The following is a 24,155-nucleotide window of genomic DNA, read 5'->3' on the forward strand; positions in this document are numbered from 1 at the left end:
ATCAACGGCACAGAGGTCTCGTACGCGGTGGGCGACCTGCTCGCCGGGCCGCGTGCCCACGTCGTAGAGCTGCACGGATGAGGGCGTCGCGCACAGTTCAGGGTCGGTGACGCCAGTGCCCGGAAATGTGCTTTCCGTTGCGTATGTGGGGGTGTACCCAGACGTCGCCTCCTCGAGGCGGGGGCTCAGAGGGCGCAGTGATGCCGCCCACGGTTGTGGTTGAGATGGCTTCGGCCTCGTCTTTGGCCAAGGCGAATGCCCGCCCCATGAGCTCGATCTCATCATGCAGGTGCAGGTCGGTGGCCACGGCCGGCCAGGTCCGGACGGCTTCGTGGACATCGCGAATGATGGCGCGACCGTCGTCGGCGGTGATGCCGAACTGTGCCGAGGACTCGATGAGGTCTGTGAGAGTGCGGGTGCTGCCGCTGTGTTCAGGTGAGATCGGCATTGCTGTCTGGGCGTGAGGCCAGGGGTTGATGTCGAACACGGGGGAAAGGCGCCAGCCAGATTCGTCACGAAGGTAGCCGTGGTTGCGCAGGTGATCGTCGATGTTGTTGAGCATCACGTTCAACGCTGCGCGGCGGTACAGCTCACGGCTGTCTCGGTCATGGTCGGCGGCCGCTGACCGGTGAATCCAGGCGAGTTCTGCGTAGGACAGCGCAGGCGCGTCGGAGGTGTCGTCCTGTCCGGAGAGCGTGAGAGCGGAGATGTACCCGATCCGGTGAGTCGGGGTGCGATCGAACCGGTCGAGCAGGAGTACCGATCGGCCTTCCCGCAACCTGTGGCGCCGGAAGGTGGGGACCTCAATGCCTGCGCGTCGAGCGAGCTCGAGTGAGGCCGCCTCCCAGCCGATCACGTCCCAGCGGTCGTCACCAGCCGGGAACTTGGCGAGCATGAGGCGCCCCTCGTGGACAATGGTGGCCTTGGGGCGTTGCCCGCCCTGGCTGGATCCCGCGCGGGTGAGGATGTCCATGTCGGAGTCGCTGGCGTCACGCTGCTCGTAGCGCTCCACAGCCCGCAGGAGCCGATCGAGGTCGTACACGCCCGGCATCGGGGAGTCGTCGTAGCTGGCAAGCCACCTCGCGCCGTCTGGCTTGTCGGAGAACCTCAGGGCGCCCTGCCGTGTCAGGTCAGGGGTCGCGATCAGGTAGTCGCCGTCGTGAGCGGTCCGACCCCGTGTGTTGTCTGCGACCGTGGGAAAGAGGATCGACCGCCCCCAACGGTCGGGGCCGGCGTCGAGGAGGGGGCGGGGGACTGCCCGTTCCACTTGAGGCCCGGAGGTGAATGGCAGGGTCGGCCCGAGGGCGTATCCGTTGGCCAGCCAGTCGGGATGGTAGGTGAATTCTGCATACGCGAGCGGGCCGTGCGGGGCGACGAAGTCGAGTTTCCCGACCGGACGGTCCCCTCGCCGGCTGTTCTCGAACATGTAGATCACCATCGCGGTGTCGCCTTTCGCACGCGCTGGACGGTGATCCTGTCTGCCCGCGCTCGCCCGATCTCCGTGTTGATCGGGTCGGCGGCATCGACCAGCGCATCAGCGATACCGAGCACCTCGAGCACGGAGAAGAGGTTCTCGGACTTGACGCTGCCCGCTCCGGATTCGATGGCGTGGAGGGTGCTGCGGGTGATGCCTGCCCTGCTGGCGAGATCCTCGGCGGTGAGTCCGTTGACCTTCCGCCATTCCTGGATGTGGCGACCCAACTTCTGTTGGACGCGTGCCAACGTGGGTGATTTGATCTTCATGGCACCTCCTTACGGGTACTCCAGTATACGCTATCGCCTATAACGTCTGCCAGAGCAGACGCTACACCTACGTAGCCAGGCACGTGCGTGCTATGTGTGTGGAGCGTCGCGACCTCGCAACGAATCCCGGGCCCATGGTCTCCGCCGATTCGGCACGTCGTGGCAGGGCGTGCCAGTTGGTGTCGGTTCTCAACCGTCCGTGGTGAGGGTGTGGCGCACGGCGTCGCGCCGCTCCTGAGTGAGCGCGTGGCCCGGGAACAGGGCGAACCCGCCCTGACCGATACTGGCGACGGCCTCGACGGCGGCGCTGAGCGCGCGGGTACTGATCGGCGCGCCCCAGTCGGCTCGCCCGGCGTACGCGGAGTCCGAGGTGACCTGCAGCACCGGGACGAGGGACGCCGTCGTGGTGGTGCGGATATCGGCGACGACCGATGCCGGCCACGAGGGCGTGCGATGCAGGATGGCGTGGTAGGTCATCGGCAACATGACGTCCAGGACCTTGCCCAGGGCGGCGGTGTCCTGGCCCACGGTGACCCGGGCTGCCATGTCGCCGGGCACGAGGTAGGCGCCGGCCCACTGGCCGCGTGAGTGGATCGCCGTGGCCAGCCGGGCGGTCAGGTCGGTGATCACCGCGCACCGGAACTGTGTCCACCGCGTCAGGAAACCGCCGTCAATGATGGTTGCTGATCGGGTGGGATTCCTTGGCTCGATCCCGTGGCCCGCGTGGCCTACCTCATCGAGGTACTCGGCGAACCGGGTGAGGGTCGTGCGGTCGAAGGAGCTGCGGCGCGGGCTCGTGCCGGGGCGGAGCTCGAGCTCCCAGTGGAGCGGCCATCGGATGAAGTCGAGGACCACACCATCGACCGGCGCGCTGGCAGCGAGCTCCGCACAGCGGGCGGCGAGAGCGTCCGCATAGGCCGTGTCCGTGGGGATGAGGCCGTTGTACCACTCCATCTGCTCGAACTCGTGGCCGCGCTCATCCACCGGCCGGAGATGGTCGACGTCCGCGGTGGCGGGCCGGGCAGCGTTGAAGCACGGCATCGCCCCGACCGGTGCCAGGCCGAACTCGCGGCACTGCGCGGCGAACCGGTCATCGACCGCATCGAGCTTGGTGATCACGGTGTCCAGACCCGCGCCGGCGATCCCGGTGAGGTAATTAGCCATTTCGTCGTCGGTCCACTGCCGGAGCAGCCGGTCCGGCAGCACGGCCGCGCGCATCCCGGCGAGCTGTGGCGAGCCGGTCACGGTCACGCGATGGCACCGTCGAGCAGCTGACGACGCACCCACGCGTTGGTGACCTGACCGTCACCGAACGCCTCCAGCTCGCCGTACAGCCGACGGCGGAGCTCGGCCATGGTCTCTGCGTGCGCCGGCTCGTGGCTCAGGTTGGTCAGCTCGTGCGGGTCGGCGCGCAGGTCGTAGAGCTCGTCGACGTCGGTCGCGTTCCAGATGTACTTCCAGTCGGTGGTGCGGATCGCGCGCTGGGTAGACAGACCGAACCGCTGCACTACGACAACCGCCACCATCCGTGGCAGATGAAGAAGCCCGGCGAGCGATTCGGCCCACGCCATTGTCCGGACCACCGACCGCGCTGATTGGGGGCACGGATTGCTCGATGAGAGGGGTGAACCGGTCCTCGACTCCGAGGGCACAGTGAGCACTTCGACCGCGAGGCATCCGGCGCGAGCGCATGGCATGGCGAGCCAGTGTTCCGGCAGCGACGCCGTCAGGGTCGAAGGGCGTTCGTGATCCATTCGTAGGTACTGGCGTTCGCGACGGCGACCACCCACTCGCCGGGGACGCCCGGAGCGGGGCGCCGCACGACGACCCGCAGGCGGTGCAGACCAGGTGCTATGTCCACGTCCGCGTACTGGTTCAGCGGCGGCATGTGCGGAGTGGGAAAGACACGTCGCTCGTTTCCGTCCCGGCCGAACAGCCACTGCCCGTCCAACCACACCCGGCAGTCCAGCGGAGTGTTGACGACGACGCGGACATTGCGGACCTCGCCCGGATCGAAGGTGTACTCCAGCATCAGCAGGTCGTCTTCGAACTCCTCGGCGGCCATCTGCGCCCAGGTGCCGGTTAGCGTCAACCGGTGGGGCGCCGTCGGCCATTCGGGCTCCGGGCCCACGGGAGGCAGGAACCAGCTGCGAATGCTGCTGTGCCTGTTCAGGGAGTAGAAGCACGCATCGACCTCGAGCGGAGCGGTGGTCGCGGGTGTCGGGTCGGCGGAGCGGTCCGGCGGGGGCAGGATGCGCTGTGCCAGGTCGAGAACCAGGTCGGTGAAGTCGTCGACCGTGGCAGGGGCGTCGAAATCGACGATGCCGGGGGAGATGCGCAGGTCGCGCCCGATCGGTGCGAGCCACCGCTCGGGGATGCCGTCGGGCTTCCAGATGCCGAGGGTGGAACCGACGGAGGCCGTGGAGCTATCGGTGTCCTTGCCGCAGTTGTTCGTGATCAGGATGGAGGCTTCGAAGTCCCCGCCGCCGGCGAGCAGGCCGAGCACGACGAAACCGGTGTTCATCCGCACGTCGGTGAAGTCGATCGAACCGTAGGCGTCGACGATGCGAGACCGGACCTCTTGCCAGTCCAGGCCTTCGGCGAACCAGGCGCGGGTGTCGACGACGACGCGGGAGAGCTGGGTGCCGGGGTCCAGGACGGACAGGCCGGCATCGAGGAGTTCATCGACGGTGCCACCGGTGAACGCGCGCGCCTGGGTGGCGGCAAGGAACTGGGCCGCAGCCACGCCGTCTCCTGCGTGGTCGACGCAGGCGTCCTCGTAGGCAAAGGCGGCGGCCGTGGCGGGGTCACCGGGGGCCAGGCAAGCCCAGAGCTCACTGCGGATGGCCGCGCCCTCGCCGCAGGTGAACCAGTTGTCGACCGAGCCGCTCTCCGGGGGCTTCAGGCCCTCGCGGAGGTTGCGTTTGGCCACGGCGTACTCGTTGAACGGGAAGTCCACGTGCCGCAACCACGCCTCGGCGAGGTGGTCGCGATCGACGACGGGAGTGTCGGCGTTCGCCAGGTGGCGGGCCCAGACGACCTGCAGATCGAGATCATCGTTGGGCACCATCTCGGTGGGCACCGGATCGTAGAACGAGAGGGTGAGAGGTCCGTCGAGCCCCTCGAACTCCTGGCCCAAAGTTCCGCCGATCGCCTTGCCGAGCCAGCAGCCCATCACCTGCGTGCGAATGGTGTCAGAAGAGGGGTTCGACATCGGAGCCTCCTGTGGCGGTGCGCGGGTGCGGGACGTGGCCGAGCCAGTGCGGGTACTGGCGACCGCGACCAGTGGGGTCTCGATCGCCGTTCCCGGGAAGGGCAGGCATCGACATCGGAGGGTGGACGCGCCACCCTCCGTCGGTGGTGAGCGGCTCGGTGTAGCTATCGGCGCGGAACTGTTCCATGATCGCCTTGCGGAGCAGGTCAGCTTCGAGCCGGACATCCACTCCGGCGAGGTCGGCTGCATGGTCGGGAGACAGGAGGTCAACGGTCTCGTCGGACCCGACCTGGAGCAGGGCTTCCCGTCCGTCCGCGGCGGAGTAGATGTACTTGTAGCGGCTGTTCATGGCGCAGTACAGGCCCTCGGGCCCGTGGTGGTACTGGCCGAACCAGGTGTCGCGGATGGCGTCCTGCGCACCGGTGGCCACCGGGAGCACGCTGGCGCCGTCAGGGTCGAGCGTGGTGGCGGCGGTGCCGGTAGCGGCGAGGAAGGTGGGGGCGAGGTCGATCAGGCCCACGAGGGCGTCGGAGCGGCCGCCTTCGGGAATAGTTCCGGGCTGACTCAGCACGAACGGGATGCGTGCCGCCGAGTCGTGAAATCCTCGCTTGCCGTAGCACCAGTGATCGCCGAGGTACTCGCCATGGTCGGCGGTGAACACGACCAGGGTGCGCTCGCGCAGGCCGGTCTCCTCGAGAGTGTCGAGGATCCGGCCGATCTCGGCGTCCACGTGGCTGACGAGCGCGTAGTAGTAGGCACGGATGGTGCGGATGGTGTCCAAGCCCAGGTCGGGACTGGTCCACTTCACGCGATGCTGATGCCTGCCGTGGTACCCCAGCCGCTCACGTTCAGACTCGCTACGAACCGGGTCCGGCATCGTCAGCGGGTCGTACTTCAGGTAGTACGGGTAGGGCGGATCGAAGGGTGGGTGCGGCTTGATGAACGAGGTCCAGCAGAAGAACTGCCGACCATCGGCGGCCCGCTCCTCGAGATAGGCCGCTGTGCGCTCGCCCGTCCACGTCGTCGTGTGCAGTTCGACCGGCAACTGCGACGGTTGCGGGGAGTAGTAGAGCTCGTGCCGGACGCCGTGGGGTTCGGCCACGTGCGTGACACCGGCGTCGTGCAGGTGCTTGAGGAAGGCATCGGTCGTGGTGTCGTGCGGCACCTCTTCGGACAGTGCGAGGTCCTCGAACCCGTGTGTGGTCTCCCGCGTGCGGAAGTGCATCTTCCCGATGGCCTGTGTGTGCAGTCCGGCGTCGGCCAGTTCCCGGGTGATGGTGGGGGTGCCCTCCTCGAGTGGTGTCGAATTGTCGAACACTCCGGAACGGTGCGGCCGGCGGCCGGTCAGGAGGCCGGCACGAGCGGGTACGCACACGGGAGACTCGGTGTATCCCCGCTGGAACGTCATCCCGCTGGCCACGAGCCGATCGAGGTTCGGCGTATCGATGTGGGGATTCCCGTGTGCGGCGATCGCGTCGAACCGGAACTGATCCGCGGTGATCAAGAGGATGCTTGTGCCGCTCTCCTGGGGATGCGGGTCAGGCGATGGGTCTGGCACGGAAGCTCCTCAGTCTTGAACCGATACAATAGATCGAACCTAGACACGCGAGGCGACGAGTGTCAACCAGACAGGGGCATCGGAGGCGCGCTGCCCGCCCGGCCGGGACGACATCGCGCCTTCTGGGGAGCAGCGCGGGTCCGGGGCCTGCGGACCTGGCGGTGGCATGCCCGGTCAACCACGGATTGAACCGGTACGCTTGCTCAGGTCAAGAGGTCGTGCGTCAGGTTCTGCGGAGGTGGGGGATCATGGCTGACGGTCAGGTCGTTCGCCGACGGGTGCGCATTCGTGACGTCGCTCAGGCCGCGGGTGTGTCGGTCGCGACCGTCTCGAACGTGCTGAACAACCCTGGGGTCGTCGCACCTGAGACGCTTGGGCGTGTTCAGGCGACGATGGAGGATCTGTCTTTTGTTCCCAATCCCCTGGCGCGCCAGTTGCGAGGTGGGCGCACGAGGGCCATGGGGGCGATCTTTCTCGATGTAGCCAGCCCGTTCCACATGGAAGTGGCGCGAGGGATGGAGGACCGCCTCGCCGAAGACGGGTTCATTCTCGTCGTCTCCAGTTCCGACCGGGACACCGAGAAGGAAATCGGTTGCCTCGCGTTGTTCGAGGAGCAAGGGGTCCGGGCCATCCTCGCCCAGCCGACCAGCCGGGACCACACAGTGTTCGAGCGAGCGATCGAGCGCGGCACGCCCACCGTCCTGATCGGTCCGGCTGACGGTGGTGAACCGCGAGACCGATGCTCGGTGCACGTCGACAATGTGCGGGGTAGCGGCATGGTTGCCGCGCACCTGGTGGCCGAGGGGCATCGCCGTATCGCGTTTACCAACGATCGCCCGGAGGACCGCCCAGGCGAGAACCGTGCGGTCGGGGTACGCGAGGCGCTCGTCGAGGCTGGTCTCGACCCGACCGACGCGCTGATCGAAGTCCAGGGGGTGCCGGATGCCGACGGTGGTGAAGAAGCACTCGACCAGGTACTGCAGATGAATCCGCGGCCGACGGCGATCGCCTGCTTCAACGACTATGTCGCACTAGGCGTGCTGCGAGGCCTGCAGCGTCGCGGAATCTCCGTACCGGATGAGATGGCTGTGGCCGGCTACGACGATACCGAGTTCGCCACCATGCTCGGCGTCCCGCTGACCTCGGTGCGCATGCCGAAGCATCAACTCGGCTACGCCGCAGCGGATCTGATGATCGAGGAGACCGAGAAGCCCGAAGAGCACCGTCATCGCCACGTGCAGTTTCAGCCCGAACTCGTGGTCCGGGAGTCCACGCGCCCTGTTCGGCGGTCGGCTGCGCGCCGAGCGTGAGTCCTGGCTCGACCTCGCCATGGGTGCGGGGCGATCAGGAGCATGCCCGGCCTATTCGCGGGTGACCACAACGTCATCCTCCGCTCACGGTGAGGTGGAGGACACACGTCGCGCCCGCTGGGACTTCCATGGACATGGTGCGCTCTCGTAGTTGGAACGAGGCGCCCGCCGATCTCCCGATCTCGACCGGCTGACCGGTCGTGCCCGGTGGTATACGAACCTCGGCATGACCGTCGTCGGTGGTGTGGTTCGCCACCAGGACGAGCCATCCGTTGCTGGTGCTGCCACTGCGAACGAGGACGTTCTCGGCACTGAGGAGTGGCAGCGCACCGTGTGCGTCGGCGACGTCCACGAGGGCGGCGACGAATGCTTCGAACGCTGGGTATCGCTGCGTGAAGTAGGCGTACCCTGCGAACGTGCCGATGGCCAGTACCTGGCCGGAACCGGTGCTGCGTTGGAAGGTCGTGGTGGGCTCCGACTCCGTCGATGGATCGGCGGAGCCGATGGGTTCGGTCCACGTGCTCGCGACCAGCGCGTAGTCGGAATCGCCGACGGCGACGTCGACCGTCGGTGTGACGGGGCGGCGGCCGTGACCCCGCAGGCCGAGTGCCGTGGCGAACGGTCGATCGTTGGGATACCGGTAGATGCCCTGCTCAGTCCATCCGTCCAACTCGGTCTCCGTCGCGAGCGTGCCGCCGTCGTTCACCCAGGTGGTGAGGAGGTTCGATGCTGTCGCCGGGATGACGAACGGGGCTGGGAGGATCACCAGCGAGAGGTCCTCGAGCTGATCGGCGCTCAGGTGGCTGGCGTGCAGAACCGTGTAGGGCGTGCCGGTGTGCTCCAGTGCGCGGATATAGCCCTGGACGCTGCCGCTGACGAGCTCATCGTCGACGCCGTGCTCAGCCCAGTCGAGGTGGTACCCCCCCTGGTCGAAGATGACGCCGACCTTGCCGGGGTCCGGGACGTAGCTGCCGATCAGTGCCGCGTGCTCGCGAAAGGTTGTAGCGACGTCGGCCACCGATGCCAGGCGCTCTTCGGAGTTGCCGTCGTCGCCGGAGAGGCCGAAGGAAGCGGACTCGGGACCGACCAACTCGTCGTACCACTGCCAGCAAATCGCGGCCTTGGCGCCGTGTGCGAAGGAGGTCCAGAGCCAGCGCCTCAGGTCGCTGCCGGAGACCGGGCGGCCGGGATTGAAGCCGATACCTGTCGGGGCGGCCTCGAGTTCGCAGACCCACAGGGGCTTGTCGCCGCACGCGCTGCGAGCAGCCGTGAGTCGACCACCGAAGTCTGCCTCGTCGTGGATGAAGAAGTCCGGGTACATGGAGATGCCGTAGCTGTCCAGGGAGGCGACGTGGTCGGCGTCATTGCCGCGTTGGAGGGCCTGTTCGTGCAGGACGCCAGCGGAGTAGGCCGAGGGGGCGACGCCGTGTCCTCCCACCACGTGATCGGCATCAAGCGCGCGAACAGTCTCAGCCCGGAACCGCATGTGCTCACCGGACCGCCATGTCAGGAAGCGCTGAAACTCGACGAGATCGGTATACATCCGGCGCGGGATGGTCCCAGGGTGCACATCGTCCCAGCTCCGGTACCGGCGATGCCACGCCTCGTTGAGACCGTCGAGGTCGCCGTGCCGGTCGGCGAGCCAGTCGCGAAACCGGGTGACCGTGTTCTCGCAGTAGCAGACGTATTCGCCGGCGTGTACGGACCACCTCGTCTCATTCCACACATCCCACGATGACAGAGCAGGGTGATCACGAAAGTGCTGTGCACATGCCTGGAGGAACCTGCTCATTCGATCCAGTACTTCGGGATGGTCCCAACAGCCGCCGGGAGTGAGCCCAGCATTGTTTTCACGACGTGGGGTCGAGACGACCCGCTGCCCGAGATGATTGATCATCGCCGACTCGGGAACCATCCGCGGGATCCAGAACGGTTGGACCTCCCCGATCGTGCTCAGCACCACCTTGAGACCGCGGGCGTGGGCTGCATCCATGATGCGGTCGTAGTCGTCGAAGTCGAAGGTGCCGGGCTCGGGCTCCACCCACCCCCACGTCACCCAGAGTTGGATGGCATCGAAACCGGCTGCTGCGACCTGATCCATGTCGTTCTCCCAACTCGTCGAAGCGGGAAACGGCGGCCTGTAGTACTGGACCGCGAGCAGCATGGATCCTCCAAATTGTACCGATTCAAGGAAGACTCTAGTCAAGCCTCTCGTAGTGCGTGCTGTCAAGCGATTTGGGTTGCTGAGATTTCCTCGCGCCGCGCTCGAACTTCGCATTCCAAGGTCGCAGAGTGCGGGCGCATTCCGAGGTGCGCTGCGAACCGCTCCGTCTTCTGCATCGGCGGCCGCCGCATCATCGCGAATGGGTCTCGCGATCGTGGGCATAACTCAGTGGCGAAGCCTCGCCTGCTCAACCTCACCCGCAACCTCGCCGGGCCGCGGCGGCGTGCGTCTCGACATGGTTGCTCCCTGCACCGTCAAGACCCGTGCCTGGGATGCCGTTCCCGAACGCCTCGAGCAGTGTGCCAACCCGAGGCCTGGTGTGGGACGCCAGCGACGGCGCGCGGTGAACCTGAGGGACTCGCCTGTGGCCGACGCAGATCGCGTCCCACGGCCCGTACGGCCTTGACATCACTTGCAGTCATCGGGCAACGTTGATCCCGCATTGAACCGATACAACTAGGAGCCAACGTGGGCATACGGTTGAGCAAGGGGACGCTGACCAGTCGGGCGACGATCGTACGGTCGCACCATCTAGGCAGGGTGGATGTGAGGACTCCTTCTTCGCAGTGGCTCGGTGCGATCCTGGGAGCATTTGCACTGCTGTTGGCTGCTGCTGGCATCGCCGAGTCGACCGTACCCGTGTTGCGTGGGGGTTGGTGATGGTGGGGTCGTCGGTGGTTGAGTCTCGGGTGGGTGGCGGTGTCTCGGGTTCTGGGGGTTCGGGTTCTGGGGGTGTTGGTGGTTCGCGTGGGCGTTCGGTGTCGTTGTGGAAGCGGCGTGAGCGTGGTCATGCGTTGTTGTTTGCGGCTCCGTCGGTGTTGTTGTTTGCGGCGTTTGTTTTGTTGCCGTTGTTGTATGCGGTGTATTTGAGTTTCACCCGGTTTAATGGTGTGGTGGATCCGGTGTGGGTGGGTCTGTCGAATTATGAGTCTGCGTGGGGTGATTCGGCGTGGTGGAACTCGGTTCGTAACACGTTTATTCTCGCGTTTGGTGGGATGGCGATCGAGATCCCGTTGAGTTTGTTTTTAGCGGTTTTGTTGAATCGGGCGTTGAAGTTGGGCGGGTTTTTCCGGACGGTCTATTTTGTGCCGCATGTGATCTCGATTGCGGTGATGGGTGTGGTGTTCTACTTCCTGCTGCGTCCGGTCGATGGTGTGATCAACGGGTTGTTGAGCCCGATCGGGATCGTCGCGGCGGATATGGACTGGCTGGGTTCGCGGCCGACGGCGTTGTTGAGTTTGATCTTGGTGGGTGTGTGGGCAAGTTTCGGTGTGAACACGATCTTGTTCCTGGTGGGGATGCAGACGATCTCGCGGGATATTTATGAGGCTGCACGGATCGACGGTGCTGGGTCGTGGAAGATGTTCTCCAGGATCACGGTGCCGTTGTTGTCTCCGATCCTGCGGATCGTGGTCATGTTGAGCATCATTTTCTCGATGCGTTCGTTCGATCTGGTGAAGACGCTCACTGATGGTGCCCCGGCGGGGCAGACCGAGGTGATGTTCACGTATTTGTTCGGGTACTACTTCGGGCTCGATCATGGTGCGCAGTATGGGTATGCCTCCGCGTTGGCGGTGTATGCGGCGATCATCGTGGCGATCTTGTCGGTGATTTACCTGTATCTGAGCCGGTCCAAGGATGGGGGCTCGCGATGACCGCGACGCAGGAGCAGGTGGCGGGAGCGGACCAGGCGCGGGTGGTGCGCGCGGGGCAGGCGCGGGTGCTGCGAGAGGCGCGGGCACGGCGCCGGGTGGGGCATGTGGCCATTTACGTGGTGCTGGGTGTGATGGCGGCGTTGACTGTGATGCCGTTGCTGTATGCGTTCTTTGCTTCGTTCAAGCCGGTTGAGGACATCCTCGTTGATGGGGCGCGGTTGTTGCCGCGGGAGTGGACGCTGGAGAACTACCGCATCGCGTGGGAGCTGGGCGGGTTCGACCAGTATTTCCAGAACTCTCTTTTCGTGGTGATCGGGGTGATCACGCTCGATCTGCTGTTCTCCTCGATGCTCGGGTTCGTGTTGGCTCGCAAGTTGGTCCCGTTCGGGAACACCATCGCGATGGTGATGGGTGGCAGCCTGTTCCTCGGGATGGGAACGGCAACGTTGTATCCGCGGCTGGTCATCGCGCAGCAGTTGGGGATCGATAACCTCGTGGGTGTGGTTTTGCTGGAGTTCTCCGGCATGACCGTCATCCACACGTTCTTGATCCGCGCGTTCGTGACCACGCTGCCGGCCGAGTTGGAGGATGCGGCACGGGTTGATGGGTGCGGTATCTGGCGGGCGTATTGGATGATCGCATTCCCGCTGATGCGCCCGATCCTGACCACCACAACCATCCTGGCGTTCCAGGCGTCGTGGAACGCTTTCCAGCTGCCGTATGTGTTCACTCTCAACGACCCGGAGATGCGAACGCTGGTGGTCGGGGTGTATGCCCTTCGGGCCACTGAAGACGGTAGTCAGGCTTATGACCTGATCTTGGCTGGTGCCATGTTGATCATCGTTCCGATCGTGATCTTGTTCGCGTTCTTGCAACGCTACTTCCTGCGTGGCCTCACCGAAGGAAGTGTGAAGGGCTAACACCAACGTGAAGGGCTGACACGCCAAACAGTTCGCAATCCGGAGGGCGGGACAAGTCCTCCAACCTCGACAACCAAGGCAAACCCCGACTCATAGGAGAGTGGAATAGATCATGACGACACTGAACCGGCGCACGTTTTTGACGACAACCTTGGCCGCTGCTGGGGCAGTCTCGCTGGCTGCTTGCAACTCATCGAGCGCTGACCCGAACGAGGGCGGTGGTGCCACGGTGGCGTTCTGGGTCCCGAACGGACCTCGCAATGGGGTGATCGAGGATCACTTCGCCGGATGGGCCTCCGACGATGGCGCCTCGGTGGAGGTGACCGCTCATCCCAGTGATCAGATGCAGGACACGGTCACCCTCGCCCTGCGCTCAGGCGATGGGCCGGACATGTGGGAAGGGGCGAACCCGGCCATCTTCAACGGTGGCTTCGCTGCACCGCTGGATGAGGTCTTGTCCGAGGAGAACAAGGCGGCTTACGCCGCGAAGATGCCCTCGAATGAACGGTTCATGATCGATGGCGTCCCTTACGGGGTGCCGACCACGGCGAATGCGATCCGGATGGCCTACAACAAGGACGTCTTCGAAGCCGCTGGGCTGGACCCCGAGGCGCCGCCGGCCACGTTCAGCGAGGTGCGTGCTGCGTGTGAGGCGATCGCGCAGCTGGAAGGTGTCTACGGGTTCGGTCTGCCGATGAAATGGGGCGGCTTCAACCAGTGGATGATGGATCCGATGATCGCCCGCACTCACCCCAACGTGAGCCAGAACGGGCAGTGGGATCACAGCACCGGCCGGTTCGAGATGCTGAACTACGGCCCCCTGGTGGAGCTGATGCGCGAGATGGTGACCCAGGAGTGGGCCTACCCCGGTGCCAGCACGTTGGAGAACGACCCGATGCGTCAGGCCTTCGCCAACGGCGAGATCGGCATGTTCATCTCCGCCTCATGGGACCTGAGCGTCATCAACGACCAGTTCGCCACCGACCAGAACTGGGCAGTCGCCGCCGCCCCCTACAACGACGGCGAGACCCCCGTGCGGCAGATCTCCAACGTCGCCGGCGTCACCTGCCTCAACGCAGCCACCGAAGACATGGAGACCGCCGCAGCCGCGTTCAACGAATACATCGGCCGCGACCTCTGGCTCACGATCGGCCAACAAGGACTCGCGTTCCCCGCACGAACCGACATCACCGCCGACGAAGTCGCCGAAGGACAAGCCCCCCAATTCGCCGGATACCTCACCACCGAAGAAGACACCGCATGGGCACCCAGCCCCCACCAAGACATGGAACTACGCGGTGAACTCATCGGCGACCTCCTCCGCCGACTCATCCTGGGCACCGACAACATCGAAACCGAACTACAAAACCTCGCCGACCAATACCAAGAAACCTACGACCAAGGCGTCGAGGACGGAACCATCAACCCCGACACCTACACCACCTAAACCACCCCACACTCGAATCGCGGAAGGAGGCCACAATCAACCCCACGGCACCTGCACGTGACCTGCGGGTTGAGTATGCGGCAGAGCCGCTCGGTCTGGACGAACGCCGGCCCCGGCTGTCCTGGCGGATCCCTGGTGACGCGGTCCAGGGATCCGCACAGGTCGTCGTCTCCATTGAGAACCTGGACCACTCGCTGTCCGAAGAGGCTGTCTGGGATGCGACGGTGGAGGACTCGACCTCAGATGGACTCGAGTATCGCGGAACCGAACTCCAGGCGTTTACGCGATACGCGTGGCGCGTGCGTTGGTACGACGGTCAGGGTGTGGCGGCGCCGTGGTCTGCCTGGAGTTGGTGGGAGATGGGGCCGATCGACGAGATGGACTGGTCCGGAGTTGAGTGGATCGGCGCGAACTCGACGCACGAGGGCTTGGTCCCTGCACCCTTGCTGAGGGCGGAGTTCAGCGTTCCGGAGATGCCGATCCGTGCGCGTGCCTACGTAAGTGCGCCCGGGACCGCTGCTCTGCATGTGAATGGCCAGCAGGTGGGCACGGCGGTGCTCGACCCTGCGGCTACCCGGTTCGATCGCACCGTCTTGTTCAGCAGTTACGACATCGACGGTGCGGTCGTTCCGGGCCGCAACCTCGTGGGAATCGTGCTAGGCCGAGGGAAGTACGCCGAGGCGCGAGAGAGTGTCTGGTTGTGGCACGAGGCACCGTGGTGGGACCAGCCGAAGGCACTGGTCATGCTCCGCCTGGAGTGTGCGGACGGTTTCGTCCGGCATGTGTGCTCTGATCCCGCGTGGGAGTGGATCGATGGCCCCGTTCGTGCGGACTCTTTGCTTGGCGGTGAGGAGTTCGATGCGTCATACAAGCGTGACGGATGGACCGATCCCACACAGACGTACGGTGATGTGAAGTGGCAGTCCACCCAACGGGCTGCGGCACCAGCAGGTGAGCTACGAGCACAGCGGCAGCAGCCTATCCGGGTCATCGGAACGCTCCCGCCGGTTGGTCGGACGACGCCCCGACCGGGTACGTCCGTCGTCGATTTCGGACGCCAACTCGCCGGCTGGGTCCGACTGGAGACGACAGCCACCGATCAGACCATCACCGTTGCCTACGGAGAGAAGCTGCTACCTGGCGGCCTTGTGGACATCGAGCAGAACTTTATCCAGGCTCGAATGCAGGTCGATACGGTGCGACCTGCCGGACGCAGCCTCACGCATGAGCCTCGGTTCTCCTACAAGGGCTTCCGCTATGTGCAGATCGACTGTGCTGACCCCGCCGCAGACATCACAGTCGAGGCGCGTCTGGCTCACACGGACGTCGCTTCCATTGCCGACTTCCGCTGCTCGGAACCGTTGCTCAATCAGATCCACGAAGCCTCACGCCGATCCATCCTGGAAAATCTGCACGGAATCTCGACCGACACTCCGATCTACGAGAAGAACGGTTGGACCGGGGACGCCTATCTGTCGTTGTACCCGTCGATGATCAATTTCGATATGCCGCGGTTCTACACCAAGTGGCTGCAGGACATCGCGGACTGTCAACGGCCTACGGGTGAGTTCCCCTCCATCATCCCGGCTGCGGAGTGGGGGTACACGGACAGCACCAACCGTGTGAAGGCACCGATCCCTGCTTGGGATATTGCCTACGCCGAGATCGCTTGGGCGCTCTATTGGTACCACGGGGACGTGCGCGTCCTGGACGATCACTACCCACGCCTTCGCCGATACCTCCAGTTCCTGGTCGATCGTTATCCAGACCTGATCGCTACGGGAGGCCTGGGTGACTGGCATCCGCCCTACATCCGCCGTCTGTGCCCTGAAGGCCATGCGCTCTATAGCACCGCCTACTTCTTTCACTGGGCCGTGCTTCTCGCGAAGATCGCCAGGGTTCTCGGCAAGGCAACGGAGGCTGATGGGTGGAGCCGGCTGGCCGCTCGGATCTATGCCGCCTTCAACAAGGTGTTTGGACGCCCTGTGGACGGCCAGTATGCGGGGGAGCCGCGTGTCGGCTACCGACAGGCGCCGAACGTTGTGGCCCTCGGGCTCGGACTCGTCCCTGAGGAGCAACAGGCACATATTATTGATGCGCTGATCGCTGATCTCAAGCGGCGCGAGCACCATCTCGATACGGGTTCCTACGGAACGCGGTTCTTGTTCGAGGTGCTGACCCGGTACGGACACGTCGACGATGCCTTCGACATACTCACCCGGACCGATCACCCGTCGTACGGGTACTGGTTCGCGCGGGGGGAGAGCACCCTGTGGGAGGGCTGCACGCCGCAGGGCGATGTGGAGGTCGCCTGGGAACAGAGCTCAGCCGCATGGCAGACAATGGTCACCGTGCCGGCCAACACGAGCGCTGAACTTCACCTTCCCGACGGACGCGCGCTCACGGTGGAAGCCAGACACCACACCTTCCAAGGACAGCACCGATGAGTCAGCAACCACGTTGGTATCGCGTCATGGCGTGGCTGAGCGGCGCCGTCTGGTTGACCGGCGTCTGGATCGTGACGAGCTTGCCGATCGTGACCGCGCCCGGTGCCATGGTGGCGCTCCACGATGGAGGTGGCCAGCTCTCCCGCGGTGAGATCCCGAGCTGGGTGCGATACCGCAAGGTCCTCAGTCGGAAGTGGCGCCCGGCGTGGGTGGTGGCGGTTGCCTGCCTGACTCCATGGGTCGCCGCCGTTGCGGTGCTCATGATCGCCGTTCAGCAGGCCTCGCCCATCCTGGGCGGTGTCGCGCTCGCTCTCGGTGTGTTGGCGGGCATGGCGAACGCCGTCGGTTGGTATGTCGTTGCGATCACCGACGGGTCGGTCCGTTCCATGCTGCACCGAACTGTCCTTGCGCTGTCGCTGCGACCGATCTCGGCCGTGATCATGTCGCTCCCATGGTGGCTCGGTGCCGCCGTGGTCGTGATGGCCCCCGCGCGGGTCGTCGTGGTCGCGGCCATTGTCGCGGTCTCGGTGAGCGCGGCCGTCGCGAGCATGATCGCCCGGAGCCATCGGCCGCTCGCGTCCTGCACAACCGTGCGGCAGCGCGTATCTGCTGGTGTGCTGGAGCCACGTATTGGTCGCTGGGACGGGGACTTGGTGTCCGCGACAGACAGCGACGAACGGGCAGAATGACGGGGTCGCATCGGAGACGTGACAACGTCGGTGGCAGACGTCGGCGCCCCTGACGGCGAGTTGCGTAGTACATGTCTCTCACACCACCGCGGGTCGTCTGCAACTGTGCCCAGGGCGACGCGGCAGTGTCCGGATCCGGTCACCCTCCGCTGAACTCAGTGCGGTCGGCGGCGTGGCGGACTGGTGGAGCCGCCTGACTTCACACCGTGGCACGCCTGTGGCGTCCGGGTGCGGGCAGGAAACCGATGACGTTATCCTGGCGAAAGGTTTTTCATGTCCGGGTCGTCGTTCGGCATCGAGTCCACGTCGAACAGTTGTCGTGAGCACGTTGCGTTGCCGCCGGTGCGGCTCGCGGGAAGGGGTCTGTGGTGAGCGGCGGTGGTAAGCGGCGTGTCGACATCCGCGAGGTGGCCAACGAAGCCGGCGTTGCGATCTCGACCGTGTCGAACGCGCTCAACCGCCCGGAGCGGGTCACCGCGGCGACCAGGGATCGCGTGATTGAGGTGGCGCAGCGACTCGGCTACGTGCCAAACGCGTCGGCGCGCCAACTCCGAGGGCACGGCGGTCGGATGGTCGGTGCTGTCCTGCTCGACACTGCGAACCCGTACTACAGCGAACTCGTGCGTGGAATGGAGGATCGGCTCGCGCTGGACGACTTCCTGCTGGTCGTGTGTAGCTCAGATCGAGATCCTGAACGCGAGGGACGCTATCTGCGTTCTCTCCGTGAACGCAACGTTGAGGCCGCGCTTGTGACCCCCGCCGAGGACGACATCAGCGAGCTGGAAGCGTTCGGCGCGACAACACCCATCGTGTTGCTTGATCGCCCTCGGCCGGACCGGACGATGTGCTCAGTCCATGTTGACGATGTGCGCGGCGGCGTGCTGGGCGCAGCACATCTGCTCTCCCTGGGCCATCGGCGGATTGCGTTCGTGAATGGACCGCGGTCCATACACGCCTGTGTCGATCGTGCCGCAGGGGTCACAACAGCGTTGGAGGAGGCCGGCGTCGATCCTCGAACCGCCCTCCTGGAGATCAACACCGATCAGCTCAATGCCGATGGTGGCGAACTCGCACTGGAGAGTGTGCTCGCGGACGCCGACCCGCCGACAGCGATCTTCTGTATCAACGATCTTGTAGCGCTCGGCGTGATCCGGGGGGCACGGAAGCGAGGGTTGAAGATTCCTGACGACCTTGCGGTGGTCGGCTACGACGACGTGGAGTTCGCAGCGATGTTGATGCCACCGCTGACCTCGATACGGCAGCCCAAGTATCAGGTAGGTAGAGCCGCCGCAGAGCTGCTGCTGGCCGAAGCGTCACAGGATCCTGACCATCGGCACCACGATCGACTGTTCCAGCCCGAACTGGTCGTTCGCGAGACAAGCCAGGCTGATCGCCAGCCACGGGTCGTCCTGCCGTAGGGGGGTACGTGGGACGGGTGAGCTGGCTACGCCAGGTGCGGCTGGAGCTGGTCGAAGGGAATTACGCCGCAGCGTGCCGCCCACTGCTCGTATGCGGTGCGTAGGTCGTTCACCACGTCCGGATACTGCGACGCGAGATCGCACAGCTCGGAGCGATCCTGCTCGAGGTTGTAGAGCTCCCAATCTCCCGGATAGGTGCGAACCAGCTTCCACGCGCCATATCGCGCCGCTGCGTTTCCCAGGTGTTCCCAGAACAGCATTCGAGATCCAGACGATTCATGAGTAAGCCCATGCCACGTTGGCAACATGCTGACGCCCTCGAGCGGTAGGAGGTCGCGGCCCAGAAGACTGTGGGGGTATGTGATGCCCGCTGCCTCAAGGATGGTGGGCATCAGGTCGGTGAGTTGGTGCGGTGTGTCCCGAACGACGCCTCCGTCGCGAATCCCGTCGGGCCAGTGAGCGATGAACGGAGCGGCGATCCCGCCCTCGTGCACGAATGACTTGTGCTCCCGAAACGGAGCGTTGGAGAGATTTGACCACGCGCGGCCGTAGCTGGCCCACGTGTTCTCGGGCCCTGGAGAGATGGCAGGACTATCGCCGCGTTGGATGGGTTCGCCCGACCGCGTTCGTCGATTGAGCGCTGGGAGACGTTGAGCCATGGCGTCGTCGATGATCCCTACCGGCTGAGACTCGGCGGAGCCGCCGTTATCGGAGAGGAAGATCACGATGGTGTTGTCGAGCTGGCCCTGCCTCTCCAGGGTGTGCACGATCTGGCCGATCCCGGCGTCCATGCGTGTCACCTGTGCTGCGTAGACCTCCATGCGCCTGGCCTGCCACTGCTTGTGTGAGGCTTCGTCCCAGGGCTCGGCGAGGGGGTCGCGTCCGCTCAGCCCGCAATCGGGAGCCAGGATTCCTTGCGAGATGAGCCGATCGAGGCGTGTCGAGCGCAGCGCGTCCCAACCTGCATCGAATCGACCGCGGTAGCGGTCAACGTCCTCCTCCTTGGCGTGAAGCGGCCAGTGCGGCGCCGTGTAGGCGACGTAACAGAAGAACGGCTTGTCTGGCGAGTCCTCGCAGTGCCGCGAGATGAAAGAGGACGTGGCATCGCTGATGGCGTCCGTGTAGAACCAATCATCCGGCAGCGATGACTCAGGCACGGGTTCCTCATCGCGTGTGAGCGTCGCAGGTGCGAAGTAGCTTCCGGCGCCGGCTATGGTCCCGAAGAAGCCATCGAACCCACGCTCTGTCGGCCAGGCGCCGTCGGGCTCGTTGAAGTTGCCTGTGAGATGCCACTTGCCGCTCAGGTGGCTGCGGTATCCGTGAGCGCCGAGAACTTCGGCCATCGTCACGCACCGGTCATTCAAGGTTCCCGGGTACCCCCACGGGCGCTGGTCCTTCACCAGGATGCCGATGCCGGTTTGGTGTGGGTGCAGCCCCGTGAGCAGCGATGCGCGTGAGGGAGAGCACTTCGCAGTGTTGTAGAAGTTGGACAGTCGCAGGCCCGATCGGGCAAGTCTGTCCAGGTTTGGGGTGTCGATGTCGCCCCCGTAGGAACCAAGGTCTGAGAACCCTAGATCGTCGGCCAGGATCACGACCACGTTGGGAGCGGGAGATTCGGCTGTGACCGACTGTTCCCCCTGGGCGCATGGCATCTGCGTAGCATCCTCTCGTCACGGGGAGTCGGCCCGTAGCAGGACGGTGACAACGCCCGACGGGCGTGCCCGTGGCGTGCTGCCACCCTTGCCGAAAACGTTTCTTGCCACCGTAGAAGTGTCTCGATCGGGGTGTCAAGCAGTCCGGTGGCCGCGGCTCGGTCTCCCTGGAGTCGTTCGCAGCGCCGCGCCCGGTGACCAACCTGGCAACGATTGAGGCACTTGCAGACGCGAGCAACGCGCCAGTCCCGCGCCAGTCTTCGACGCTTTGGCCTTCCGCAACCTGCCTCGGTTCGTCTCTGGGTCCGCCGCATTCTGGTGTCGCCCGAAGGCAGGACTTGGCCCTTGACAGGGTCGCAGCAGCACGGCTACGGTCAAAAAACGTTTTTCGCGATCTGGCGCTTCACGACCGAACCACGAGACAGATGGCGCCCCGCGACCGCATCGACCAATGGAGGTAGATCTCTCATGACGGCAGACAACCTGAAGCGTCGCACCGTGCTGCAGCTCGGCGCAGCGGGCGCAGCAGCGGGTACGGCGGGCACGCTCCTGGGTGCGCCCGCCGCGTATGGCGCATCGGATCCGACCGCCTTCACCCTTGGTGAGGCGACCGGGAAGGTGCTTGCTCCGACCGACTTCGCCTTCAACGCACCGTTCCAGTTCACTGGGCTCTATCACGGGACCCTGCCGGCGTCCGATCCGCGCTCCAAGCGGACTCAGTTCGCCGAGGCTCTGCAGCAGGCTGGTGTGCAGTCTCTTCGGTTCCCCGGCGGAACGCCTGCGCTGCTCTACATTCCCCAGGGCGAGGCGCACACCGAAGCTTTGGTGCGCGATCTCGCGGACCTCCACCCAGAAGAGGCGGCAAACAAGCACTACCAGCCAGACCGCTGGAGCCACAACTACTACGTGCGCGTGGAGGACTTCCTCGAGTTCTGCGAGGAGTTCGGATTTGAGCCCATCTACCAGGTCAACACGGCCTTCTACTACGATGCGTCGGAACAGCGGACGTGGGCAATGGTGCCAAATCGGTGGGTGGTTCGACGCGATGGCAGCGTTGTGACCGAGTACTTCGACAGGCTTCGCATCGCTGAAGCGGCGGACGCCCTGGATACGCACATCGGCGACCTGCTCAGTCAGGGATTCAACCTTCGGTACTGGGAGATTGGCAACGAGGAGTTCGCTCAGTACGACACTGGCCGAGATTTCCTGAACGAGGGCAACGACGACGGCGAGATCGAGAACTATGCACGTGTGGTGGTTGAGCTCGGAAGAGTCATTCGCGCTCGTGTTCCTGAATCAACCATCTTGATCGGTGGGACTAGAAACTGGCGGGGTAACCCTTGGAATGTACCGCTCCTTGAGGCGATCGATGCACTCGATGGATTAGACGTGGTCGATCACACCACATCACACTACCCGTTCAGCCGGGAGAATCGTCCGGATACGTCCGACCAGCCTCTCGAGGACTTCGTATCGACCGATATGGGGATTGTCACGAACATGCAAAATGCTCGTGCCGATTTGGACGAGAATGGGTTCCCGCACATCGGTGTGCAGATCACCGAAACATCTGCGTATCGATTGCCCCACTGGAATGGTCGGGATGTGACCGCGACGTTTGCCCATGGTTTGGTGTGGGCCCACAATTTCGGACAGCTCATGTTCGAGACTGAGTCGTTCGTGAACGCAAAGCACGACTTGGAGTCGCCATTCTTTGGTGGCGTCATGTACAACGTCGTGATCGACCCTGCGCCAGCGCAGCGAGGTAAGCGAAACTTCCGCTGGATTGGTCCAGACGGTGAGTACAGTGACCCGCTAGTCACCGATCCAGAGGAGATACCGGAAGATCATTGGTTCAGGGATGAATACTACACATCGCCCCAGATGAAGATGTGTGGTCTGTTCAGCGGGGCCCTTGGAGGACGAATTGTTGCAGTGACACCGGGAAGTCTCGGACAGGACGTCTCGATGTTCGCAGCCCTGGTTCCTGCCCAGGGCTCGCAGGAAACGCTGATGGCATTCGTTGTCAATCGGTCGTCCGCCGCACAGGATGTCAGCGTCACATTTCCGGAATCTGGGTTTGTGTTGCTCTCGGATTCGCTCGAGACTCAGTCGGTCAGCGCGGGGGGTCAATGGGGGTTGGCCGGAGCGCTCTCCGGGGAGTACAGCGAGGAGTCAGGCTCTGCCCGGCTCTCTCGGGCCCGGGGGTCCGTGTCGAGCTTTGACCTGACAGTTCCAGGCTATTCGTTCACTCGGATTGCAGTCCGCTTAGGGCGTCGTCGCGCATGAGCGCTGCGTTTGAACGAGTCGCCAGTCGAGAGCGTCGGTCGGCTGACGAGGTGAGCCGCGTGATGGGATGCTGGCTGGGCAAGGCCATCGGCGGCACTCTCGGCCAGAGTTTCGAAGGCATGGATGGGCCGCTGGATGCGACCTTCTATGACCCGGTTCCACTGGGCATGGTGCCGAACGACGACCTCGATCTGCAGGTTGTCTGGGCCTGCATGTTGGATGGGATGGCGACCCCCTCGGTCGACCGTGAGTTGCTCGCCGATGCATGGCTTCGGCACGTGCGGTTCCCTTTCAACGAGTACGGAGTCGCGAAGCGCAATCTGCGGGAGGGGCTGCGGCCTCCGGAGAGCGGAGCCCATGACAACTGGTTCACTACTGGTGAGGGCGCGGCGATTCGGAGCGAGCTATGGGCCTGTCTGGCGCCGGGTGATCCCGCGCTGGCTGCGGCATTCGCCTATGAGGATGCGTGCGTGGATCACGCAGGAGAAGGGATCTGGGCGCCCCAGTTTCTTGCCGCCATGCAGGCGGCTGCCTTCACCTGTTCGGACATCGACGCCGCCCTTGACGCAGGGCTAGGCGTCCTGCCCGGTTCGTCGGACGTGCGACGTGTCGTCGAGGCGACTCGTCGCTGGGTCAAGGAGGGGCACCCCTGGGACGAGGTTCGCGATCGCATCATCGTCGACTTTGGCGCCGGCGACTTCACGGATGTCCGGATGAATACCGGATTCGTGGTTCTCGGCCTACTCATCGGCGACGGAGACTTTGAGAGATCGATCCTCGTCACGAACAACTGTGGAAAGGACACCGACAGCAGCACTGCAAGCGTAGGCGCTACGCTCGGAATTCTCTGGCCCGAACGTATCCCGACTCGCTGGCGCGATCCGATCGGCTCAGATCTCATACTCAACGACGCTATCGTAGACGTTGCTGCGCCAACTTCCATCGAGGACTTCACGGACCTGGTACTCCGGTTGCGTGAGAGGCTGGAACGCCAAGATCCGTCAGCGGATCGGGTAGTTAGGCCAGCTTCGCAGACTACTGGGCTCGTGGTGAGCGCGGCCTTCTTCAGCCTGACAGACGAGCACCGCAATCTCGACCACTGGTTCCTCCCGCCCGCTGGGGAGGGTGAACCTGCCTGGCCAGTCGAGCCGCATCAACGTCGACTCTCGGGGACCTGGGTCCAGATGGCTGACCACGAGTTTGACGACGATCTGCTGATGCTCGCATATCCCGTGTGGATCGAGCCCGAGAGTGCGGGACGCGTGCGGATCATGGTCGCGGCCGACACGCCGTGCCGGGTGTGGCTCGATGGCGAATGGCTCTTCGGTCGCGACGGTGGCCCCATGTTCCCGGCGCCCCATATGCCGAGGATCAACACGTACGCGGACGTCGACCTGTCGAGTGGCGGCCATCGGTTGACGGTCGTGGTGCAACGACCTGGCAGGTCGAGATCGGCCGAGTGGATCGTCGCCGTGGCGGACGCCCAGACACATGAGTGGATTCCTGGTGTGTTGCGTGGGGGTTGGTGATGGTGGGGTCGTCGGTGGTTGAGTCTCGGGTGGGTGGCGGTGTCTCGGGTTCTGGGGGTT

The 24,155-nt window shown here is 64.5% G+C and carries 17 protein-coding genes; 9 read left to right on the forward strand and 8 right to left on the reverse strand.

Annotated elements, in window-relative coordinates; genetic code table 11:
* Positions 1-97: 97 nt before the first annotated feature.
* The 6 genes from FV560_RS03075 to FV560_RS03100 all read right to left on the reverse strand — a co-directional run bounded on the left by FV560_RS03075 (position 98) and on the right by FV560_RS03100 (position 6,515).
* Positions 98-1,426, reverse strand: coding sequence for a type II toxin-antitoxin system HipA family toxin (locus tag FV560_RS03075; RefSeq protein ID WP_159619110.1), 1,329 nt, complete (start codon positions 1,424-1,426; stop codon positions 98-100).
* A gap of 5 nt (positions 1,427-1,431) precedes the next feature.
* Positions 1,432-1,743 (reverse strand): helix-turn-helix domain-containing protein, encoded by a 312-nt coding sequence (locus tag FV560_RS03080; protein WP_159619112.1) that lies wholly within the window; start codon positions 1,741-1,743, stop codon positions 1,432-1,434.
* A 189-nt stretch (positions 1,744-1,932) separates the two neighbouring features.
* Positions 1,933-2,994 carry a hypothetical protein gene (locus FV560_RS03085; RefSeq protein ID WP_159619114.1) on the reverse strand — a complete coding sequence of 354 codons (1,062 nt, stop codon included), beginning with the start codon at positions 2,992-2,994 and terminating at the stop codon, positions 1,933-1,935.
* Positions 2,991-3,314, reverse strand: a complete 324-nt coding sequence (locus tag FV560_RS20045) for a sulfatase/phosphatase domain-containing protein (protein WP_200837503.1) — start codon at positions 3,312-3,314, stop codon at positions 2,991-2,993. Before FV560_RS20045 ends, FV560_RS03085 begins: the two co-directional genes overlap by 4 nt.
* 155 nt (positions 3,315-3,469) lie before the next feature.
* A complete protein-coding gene (locus FV560_RS03095; protein WP_159619116.1) occupies positions 3,470-4,957 on the reverse strand; it encodes an ADP-ribosylglycohydrolase family protein in 1,488 nt (495 codons plus the stop codon).
* Positions 4,938-6,515: a sulfatase family protein gene (locus FV560_RS03100; protein ID WP_159619118.1), complete on the reverse strand. Its 1,578-nt coding sequence runs from the start codon at positions 6,513-6,515 to the stop codon at positions 4,938-4,940. The genes FV560_RS03095 and FV560_RS03100 overlap by 20 nt, the downstream gene beginning before the upstream one ends.
* Positions 6,516-6,763: 248 nt before the next feature.
* Here FV560_RS03100 and FV560_RS03105 point away from each other — a divergent pair, with 248 nt between their 5' ends.
* Positions 6,764-7,825: a LacI family DNA-binding transcriptional regulator gene (locus FV560_RS03105; protein ID WP_159619120.1), complete on the forward strand. Its 1,062-nt coding sequence runs from the start codon at positions 6,764-6,766 to the stop codon at positions 7,823-7,825.
* A 73-nt stretch (positions 7,826-7,898) separates the two neighbouring features.
* Here FV560_RS03105 and FV560_RS03110 read toward each other — a convergent pair whose 3' ends face one another.
* Positions 7,899-10,211: a beta-galactosidase gene (locus FV560_RS03110; RefSeq protein WP_338049688.1), complete on the reverse strand. Its 2,313-nt coding sequence runs from the start codon at positions 10,209-10,211 to the stop codon at positions 7,899-7,901.
* Between the two features lie 596 nt (positions 10,212-10,807).
* On the opposite strand from FV560_RS03110, the gene FV560_RS03115 reads away from it, so the two are divergent.
* From FV560_RS03115 to FV560_RS03140, 6 genes are all read left to right on the forward strand, one after another.
* Positions 10,808-11,704: a carbohydrate ABC transporter permease gene (locus FV560_RS03115; protein ID WP_159619124.1), complete on the forward strand. Its 897-nt coding sequence runs from the start codon at positions 10,808-10,810 to the stop codon at positions 11,702-11,704.
* Positions 11,701-12,624 carry a carbohydrate ABC transporter permease gene (locus FV560_RS03120; RefSeq protein WP_159619126.1) on the forward strand — a complete coding sequence of 308 codons (924 nt, stop codon included), beginning with the start codon at positions 11,701-11,703 and terminating at the stop codon, positions 12,622-12,624. The genes FV560_RS03115 and FV560_RS03120 overlap by 4 nt, the downstream gene beginning before the upstream one ends.
* A gap of 112 nt (positions 12,625-12,736) precedes the next feature.
* On the forward strand, positions 12,737-14,071 hold the full coding sequence (locus FV560_RS03125; protein WP_159619128.1) for an ABC transporter substrate-binding protein: 1,335 nt from the start codon (positions 12,737-12,739) through the stop codon (positions 14,069-14,071).
* Between the two features lie 62 nt (positions 14,072-14,133).
* Positions 14,134-16,518, forward strand: a complete 2,385-nt coding sequence (locus tag FV560_RS03130) for a family 78 glycoside hydrolase catalytic domain (RefSeq protein WP_476748637.1) — start codon at positions 14,134-14,136, stop codon at positions 16,516-16,518.
* Positions 16,515-17,207 carry a hypothetical protein gene (locus FV560_RS03135; protein ID WP_159619132.1) on the forward strand — a complete coding sequence of 231 codons (693 nt, stop codon included), beginning with the start codon at positions 16,515-16,517 and terminating at the stop codon, positions 17,205-17,207. The genes FV560_RS03130 and FV560_RS03135 overlap by 4 nt, the downstream gene beginning before the upstream one ends.
* Positions 17,208-17,575: 368 nt before the next feature.
* The gene (locus FV560_RS03140; RefSeq protein WP_200837504.1) at positions 17,576-18,625 is read left to right on the forward strand and encodes a LacI family DNA-binding transcriptional regulator; all 1,050 of its coding nucleotides are present in this window, start codon (positions 17,576-17,578) and stop codon (positions 18,623-18,625) included.
* A gap of 26 nt (positions 18,626-18,651) precedes the next feature.
* Here the strand turns inward: FV560_RS03140 and FV560_RS03145 are convergent, their stop codons facing one another.
* A complete protein-coding gene (locus tag FV560_RS03145; RefSeq protein ID WP_235019887.1) occupies positions 18,652-20,223 on the reverse strand; it encodes an arylsulfatase in 1,572 nt (523 codons plus the stop codon).
* Positions 20,224-20,745: 522 nt separating this feature from the next.
* On the opposite strand from FV560_RS03145, the gene FV560_RS03150 reads away from it, so the two are divergent.
* Together FV560_RS03150 and FV560_RS03155 are read left to right on the forward strand one after the other, a co-directional pair.
* Entirely contained in the window at positions 20,746-22,566 is a 1,821-nt protein-coding gene (locus tag FV560_RS03150) for a hypothetical protein (RefSeq protein WP_159619136.1), read from the forward strand.
* Between the two features lie 50 nt (positions 22,567-22,616).
* Positions 22,617-24,095, forward strand: a complete 1,479-nt coding sequence (locus FV560_RS03155; protein ID WP_159619138.1) for an ADP-ribosylglycohydrolase family protein — start codon at positions 22,617-22,619, stop codon at positions 24,093-24,095.
* The last annotated feature ends 60 nt before the right edge of the window (positions 24,096-24,155 follow it).

The organism is Ruania rhizosphaerae, assembly GCF_009805705.1.
In the GTDB taxonomy this organism is placed as follows: Bacteria; Actinomycetota; Actinomycetes; order Actinomycetales; family Beutenbergiaceae; genus Ruania; species Ruania rhizosphaerae.

Excerpts from the sequence above, each read along its gene's own strand:
- FV560_RS03075 (WP_159619110.1), bottom strand. The coding sequence starts at position 1,426 with ATGTTCGAGAACAGCCGGCGAGGGGACCGTCCGGTCGGGAAACTCGAC.
- FV560_RS03080 (WP_159619112.1), bottom strand. The coding sequence starts at position 1,743 with ATGAAGATCAAATCACCCACGTTGGCACGCGTCCAACAGAAGTTGGGT.
- FV560_RS20045 (WP_200837503.1), bottom strand. The coding sequence starts at position 3,314 with ATGGCGTGGGCCGAATCGCTCGCCGGGCTTCTTCATCTGCCACGGATG.
- FV560_RS03095 (WP_159619116.1), bottom strand. The coding sequence starts at position 4,957 with ATGTCGAACCCCTCTTCTGACACCATTCGCACGCAGGTGATGGGCTGC.
- FV560_RS03105 (WP_159619120.1), top strand. The coding sequence starts at position 6,764 with ATGGCTGACGGTCAGGTCGTTCGCCGACGGGTGCGCATTCGTGACGTC.
- FV560_RS03110 (WP_338049688.1), bottom strand. The coding sequence starts at position 10,211 with ATGCCCACGATCGCGAGACCCATTCGCGATGATGCGGCGGCCGCCGAT.
- FV560_RS03120 (WP_159619126.1), top strand. The coding sequence starts at position 11,701 with ATGACCGCGACGCAGGAGCAGGTGGCGGGAGCGGACCAGGCGCGGGTG.
- FV560_RS03125 (WP_159619128.1), top strand. The coding sequence starts at position 12,737 with ATGACGACACTGAACCGGCGCACGTTTTTGACGACAACCTTGGCCGCT.
- FV560_RS03135 (WP_159619132.1), top strand. The coding sequence starts at position 16,515 with ATGAGTCAGCAACCACGTTGGTATCGCGTCATGGCGTGGCTGAGCGGC.
- FV560_RS03150 (WP_159619136.1), top strand. The coding sequence starts at position 20,746 with ATGACGGCAGACAACCTGAAGCGTCGCACCGTGCTGCAGCTCGGCGCA.